At 61.6% G+C, this 5,827-nt stretch carries 6 protein-coding genes; 4 read left to right on the forward strand and 2 right to left on the reverse strand.

Annotated elements, in window-relative coordinates; translation table 11 throughout:
- Positions 1–36 precede the first annotated feature (36 nt).
- The gene (locus BQ17_RS00070) at positions 37–915 is read left to right on the forward strand and encodes a WD40 repeat domain-containing protein (RefSeq protein ID WP_089723722.1); all 879 of its coding nucleotides are present in this window, start codon (positions 37–39) and stop codon (positions 913–915) included.
- Between the two features lie 326 nt (positions 916–1,241).
- Here the strand turns inward: BQ17_RS00070 and BQ17_RS00075 are convergent, their stop codons facing one another.
- Positions 1,242–2,642 (reverse strand): cobyrinic acid a,c-diamide synthase CobB, encoded by a 1,401-nt coding sequence (locus BQ17_RS00075; protein WP_089723723.1) that lies wholly within the window; start codon positions 2,640–2,642, stop codon positions 1,242–1,244.
- A 1-nt stretch (position 2,643) separates the two neighbouring features.
- The gene (cas6, locus tag BQ17_RS00080) at positions 2,644–3,333 is read right to left on the reverse strand and encodes a type I-MYXAN CRISPR-associated protein Cas6/Cmx6 (protein WP_089723724.1); all 690 of its coding nucleotides are present in this window, start codon (positions 3,331–3,333) and stop codon (positions 2,644–2,646) included.
- A gap of 180 nt (positions 3,334–3,513) precedes the next feature.
- On the opposite strand from cas6, the gene BQ17_RS00085 reads away from it, so the two are divergent.
- From BQ17_RS00085 to BQ17_RS00095, 3 genes are all read left to right on the forward strand, one after another.
- On the forward strand, positions 3,514–3,813 hold the full coding sequence (locus BQ17_RS00085; RefSeq protein WP_279381365.1) for an ArsR/SmtB family transcription factor: 300 nt from the start codon (positions 3,514–3,516) through the stop codon (positions 3,811–3,813).
- 21 nt (positions 3,814–3,834) lie between these two features.
- Positions 3,835–4,869, forward strand: coding sequence for a CAF17-like 4Fe-4S cluster assembly/insertion protein YgfZ (gene ygfZ / locus BQ17_RS00090; RefSeq protein ID WP_089723726.1), 1,035 nt, complete (start codon positions 3,835–3,837; stop codon positions 4,867–4,869).
- 379 nt (positions 4,870–5,248) lie between these two features.
- Positions 5,249–5,551 (forward strand): TusE/DsrC/DsvC family sulfur relay protein, encoded by a 303-nt coding sequence (locus tag BQ17_RS00095; protein WP_089723727.1) that lies wholly within the window; start codon positions 5,249–5,251, stop codon positions 5,549–5,551.
- Positions 5,552–5,827: the final 276 nt, after the last annotated feature.

Below are 5,827 nucleotides of genomic sequence, written 5' to 3' on the forward strand. Positions count from 1 at the left end.
AATCATGACTGAAAACCCCTTTGATTGATTTTGTAGATGAGTTATTCTACTCTAGCATTTAAAAAATACCACTACCGGTTCGCAGTAGCGCCGGATGGACAGATGCTTGCTACCGCTAGCCTGGACAACACCGCCCGTATCTGGCACATCCGACGCAATGGAGACAGCCTGTCCTTGGAGCCGTTGCACCGTTTCGACCAACACTCGGATACTGTCCATGCCGTCAATTTTCCCCCGGATGGCCGCTTGCTGGCTACCGCCGGCTATGACGGCCAGGTCGGCCTGTTCGATCTCAAGACCGGTGAAGGAATTCTGTCCCGGGCGGCGGAGTCGGGCGGGATCGCCAACCTTGAGTTTACACCGGACAGCAACTCACTAATAACCGCGCATGGAGAAGAACGCCGCCTCCGGTATTGGCAACGGGATGGCTTACAGCTGACCAATGGCCGTACCATCGCCGAGCTGTCGGATAAGCCCCTCTGGGCCAGCCTGTCTCCGGATGGTCGCCCCGTCGCCGTCGTCGGACGCGGATCGATGGTCTCGATCTACGATCTCGATCCGGCTGCCGGCGCTGCCGATACCGATGTCGAGCCACGGCAATTGGTGGGCCATGAGCAAGCCGTCTTTCGCGCTATCTTCGATCCGGACGGTCGCCAGCTTGCCACTGTCAGCGCTGATAAGACCCTCCGCGTCTGGGATCTGGGATCGGACGAGGATCCGGCGGCCACAACCGGCCAAGTCTTGTTCACCCTGCGGCTACCCACCGAGATCCGTGGTGGCAGCCCCCTCTGGGATTTCGATTTTCGTTGTGAGCGGGACCAGGCCGGCTGCTGGATTGCCGTCCCCCTCACCATCGGCCGCATCGCCCTCTACCGCCTCCCCTACGCCCAGCCCCCGGCCGATCTCCGCCCCTAGCCCGTTTTTTAATCCGCAGATTACGCCGATTTCCGCAGATGAAGAATGAAGTAATCTGCGAGAATCTGCGTAATCTGTGGATAAAAAGATGCCTTTTCCCCCTGCTCAATCCGGCCTGGACTGCTCCACAGGCCGTAGCCCACCGGGCAGGCTGAAACCGCATGTTGGGCGCCGGCCTGCGTGTGGGACGCACAGGCAGGTGGACTATCCAAAGATGCGGTTCGCGCCTCCTCGTGATGCCATCCTGAATTGACCAACCGCGCTCACCGCATCCTACATTTCCGGCACGACCGCGGTGCGACCTCACGGTTAGTAATTCTAGGCAGTCAACGCCGGCAGGCGCGTATCTGGGCGACGAAGCGCCCGGTCCAATCATTGCCGCCCACGGCGCGCAGATGGCTGTAGGCGGCCACCAGGTTCTTGTGGACGATTGCATCGTGCTGGCCGTCGATCCCCTTGCCGCGCAAGACCTGGTAGCCGAAGGTCCAGGCGGGATCCGGATTCAGGATGGCCGAATGGTGAAACTCGTGGGCCCTGATTTCATGCGGCCTCTCGTGCGGCCTCTGGCGCGGCGTCTCCGAGACCCGCGGCCAGGGAAAGGCCGGGGTCTCGCGCAAGCGGACGTATCCCCGCCCCTGGGGCCGTTCATACATGGCGACATCCGCGTTCAGGACCCCGCACATGGTGCCGCGTCGATCGCCCCAATGCAGCTCGCGGCACAGATACATGAGGCCGCCGCATTCGGCGTAAACGACGCCCTCGGATTCCACAAAGTCACGGACTGCCGCGCGCATGGACCGGTTCTCGGACAGCTCGCGCAGACGAAATTCCGGAAAACCGCCGCCGATGAATAGCCCGTCCGCGTCCGGAAGCGCTGCGTCCCGCACCGGACTGAAATCCACCAGCTCTGCCCCGGCACGGGCCAGGGCGGCGAGGTCGTCCGGATAGTAGAAGCCGAAGGCGGCATCCCGCGCGATGGCGATGCGCACCGGTTCCCGCGTCGTCGCGGCCGGCTGGTCTGCGGTCAGGGGCGCCGGCGGCGGTGGGACCGAGCGGGCGATTTCCAATACCCTGGGGACGTCCACCTGCCCCGCGACCTGGGCGCGGATGCGTTCGATCTGATCCTCCGCCGCCTCCGTTTCGTTGCTCGGAATCAGGCCCAGATGGCGCTCACTGATCCGGATCTCCGGCGTCCGATGCAGGGCGCCCAACAACGGCAGGTCGGTGTAGTGCTCCAGCACGCGGCGCAGATTGGTCTCATGGCGGGAGCCGCCGACCTTGTTGGCAATGACACCGGCGATGTTCAGCGCCGGATCGAAAGCCGAATACCCAAGCAACAGGGGCGCGATCCCCCGGCCCATACCCTGGACATCCAACACCAGGATTACGGGCGCGCGCAACAGCTTAGCCAGCGCGGCATTGCTGTTACTGCCGTGCGGATCGACGGCGTCGAACAGGCCGACATTGCCCTCGATCAGTCCCACATCCACGTCGGTCAGACCGCGTGCGAACCCGCCGGTGATCTCCTCCCGATCCATGGTATGAAAATCCAGGTTGAAGCAAGTGCGGCCGGACGCCTGACCGAGCCACAGGGGATCGATGTAATCGGGTCCCTTCTTGAAGGGCCGAACGGATGCGCCCAGCCGCACCAGCTCGCGGCACAGCCCGATGGAAACCGTGGTCTTACCCGATGATTTGTGGGCGGCGGAGATGTAGAGATGGGCCATATCAGGCCGTTTTCCCGACCGCTTCTATGCCCTTGTGGGGGATGAAGATGCCGCAACCCAGCTTGCCATGGGGGCCGAGCCCCTGCTGTTGCAGGCGGACTGATTCCTCCGGCGTCAGGTCCGACAGCATGAGGCTGCGCGTGCGGAGCATGCCGCTCGGTGTGGTCAGGAGGGTCATCTTGCCGCACAGGGCCTTGCGTACCCGGATGCCTTGGTCGCTCAACGCTTGTGCCGCCCAGTCGAGAAAGCCCGCCTCGGTGGCGTCCGGGACACTAGCCACATGGCGTGAGAGGAGTGTGGTTGTTTTGCTCAGCTGGCGGATCTTGCCCGGGCCGATGGTCAGTGGACAGCCGGCTACGTCCAGGGTCTGGCCCGCGAGATCCTTGATGAGTGCCGCCGTGTGTTGCTTGGGCACCCGGATGGTGAGCTTGGTGCGCTTGGACAGGATCAGGTATTGGTCCGTACCATGGCCGGGTCGCTCCCAGCCGTTCTGGGAACCCGCCACGTGGACCGTGTGGACCGCAACGCCGGAATCATCCCCCGCGATCCAGGGGGCGGTCTGCTGCAGCGCGGCGGACAGGGCGTAGGCATGGTCTACGGGTAGGCGTTTGCAGACCAGGGAAAACAGGACATCGACGATGTCGTCCGGGATTTGGAATGAGGTCTTATGATTGTCTTCTTGCCAGAACATTTTCGAACACCCAAAGCGAGGTCCGTATTAGTGTATCCTTATGCATTGGTGATACTTTGAAGAGCAGGGTGTAATTCCATGGCAGGTGATCTCAGCCCCCCGATCAATCCCGGACCAACCAATCCCGGACCGACCAATCCCGGAACTCAGGCCCCGAACGCGGAGGCGCCGTCCACCGACCTGTTCGCCGACGACGACGATATCGAACGCGCGTCCCGCTCGCTCAAGGCGATGTCGCACCCGTTGCGGTTGAAGATCCTGTGCACCCTTGGCGGCCAGGAGATCAGTGTACAGGAGATCGTGGATTACGTCGGCACATCCCAAAGCAACATCTCCCAACATCTAGCCATACTACGCGATAAGGGGATCTTGGCCTCACGCAAGGACGCCAATCGGGTGTACTATCGGGTGAGCGATGCGCGTACCCTGCAGCTGGTCGGCATGATGCGCGAGGTCTTCTGCCACCGCTCGAGACCCTGAGAGAAAGCGATTGCCGATACCATGAACAGTGTTTGGAAAACCTTCCTCGAATCCCATTCCGCGCGCATCGACGACGCGGGCAAGGTGCGTTTCCCGGATGCCCCTGTGGAGGCCGACTGCGCCCTGATGGTGCTCTCCCCCCTCGGGCTGATCGCTGTTTCCGGACCGGAAGCGGAGTCTTTTCTCCAAGGGCAGGTCACGCATGACGTAACCCGCCTCTCCACTGCCGTCAGCCAGCTCGGAAGCCATTGCAGCCCCAAGGGACGGATGCTGGCCAGCTTTCGCACCTTCAGGCGGGACGCCGTCATCTATCTTCAGCTTCCGCGCACCCAGGTGGAACCCTTGACCCGGCGGCTGCATATGTACCTTCTGCGGGCCAAGGCTACCATCGAGGACGCGAGCGAGCGGCTGATCGCCATCGCCATCGCCGGTACCTGCGCGCCGTCCCTGCTGGCGTCCCACCTCGCTGCGGTCCCGACGCAGGAAAACGGGGTGACCCAAGATGGTGAGCTGATCACCATTCGCATCCCGGGTCCTACACCCAGATTCCAGCTCCTGGGTCCGCCCGCCGCGCTGGAGGCCATATGGGACGACTTGGCAGCGACCGCAACCGTCGTCAACACCGAGTTCTGGTCTCTGCTCGACATCCGATCCGGGATACCGACCCTTTACCGACAGACCAGTGATGCCTTCGTGCCTCAGATGGCTAACCTCCACCTGCTCGATGGCGTGAGCTTCAAGAAGGGGTGCTATACGGGCCAGGAAGTGGTCGCGCGCATGCAATACCTGGGAAAACTCAAGCGCCGCATGTACCTGGCGCAGGTCAGCACGGACGACCCACCCGTGCCGGGCGACGTGCTCCATGCTGCGAACAGCCGCTCCGAGCAGGCCGCGGGTCGGGTGGTAGACGCAGGCATCAACGGCAAGGGTGACTACGAGCTCCTGGCGGTGGTGGAGATCGAGGCCGCGGAGCGCGGGGAAGTACGGGTCGGCGGCCCTGATGGTCCCTCGCTCTCCTTCCGTGATCTCCCTTACGGCTTTTCCGGGCAGGACTGAGGTCGTAGGGTGGGCTATGCCCACCGATATCATGCTACTGTCCGGGCGCGGTCCTGGATTATTTGGTGTTGGTTGCGGGAAAAGATCCCTCCTGCGTCGAGATTAAGTCCGGCGGGTTGGGTTACGGCGCGTTCGGCCTTGTTGCTGTACTTCGGGATCGGGCAACGCGCCTAACCCAACCCACACTTAAAGCGAGGTCCGCGTGGGCCGACAGCGCGGGCGGTAATGTAGGTGTAGGTTGCGTTAAGATGCTGGTACTGACCGAACAGAGGATCAGCGAGCCTTTAGGCGTCGAACGCAACACGTCCGGTCCCCCAAACAGCACCGAATCATTCAGGATTGCTTAACCAGCTCTCTTTAAGTTGAACAACCGGAGGCAATGACGATGGCAATCGATGTTCCCTTGGACGGCGAAGGGTTCCTGGTCAACCGCGAGGATTGGAGCGAGGAAATCGCAAGAGAGTTGGCGGCCGCGGACGCGTTCGAGATGACCGAACAGGTCATGGGCTATATCCGCGAGGCGCGGGCCATGTACGACGAGAATGGCGTCGTCCCACCCATCCGCAAATTTGCTAAGAAGGTCAAGGTTTCCACCAAAGACCTGTACGCTATTTTCAAGAAAGGTCCCATGAAGCTCATCTGCAAGTGGGGCGGACTACCCAAGCCTACCGGTTGCGTTTAGGTCGTGTTGACCTTAGACGGTGAAGGTCTGCACAGCGGACCCTACGCTAACCGCTTGATTGACCGTAGTGGGTGTTGTGGCTATTTAACACGTGAAAAACAGTTGGTTAGAGTTAAATGTCAACAGGTCCTGGTTGTGGGTAGAAGGGATGTCGTTACTCGAAAAGAAAATCATACGCGCTCGCCCGATCGGATTTCGAGGCAGTGGCTCAGTTTGAAAATTTTATGCTTGGCCGCTCACTTTCCGGCCCATTTAACGCCAGGACGCAATGGCGCC

The sequence above is a fragment of the Candidatus Thiosymbion oneisti genome (assembly GCF_900092655.1).
Taxonomy (GTDB): Bacteria; Pseudomonadota; Gammaproteobacteria; order Chromatiales; family Chromatiaceae; genus Thiosymbion; species Thiosymbion oneisti.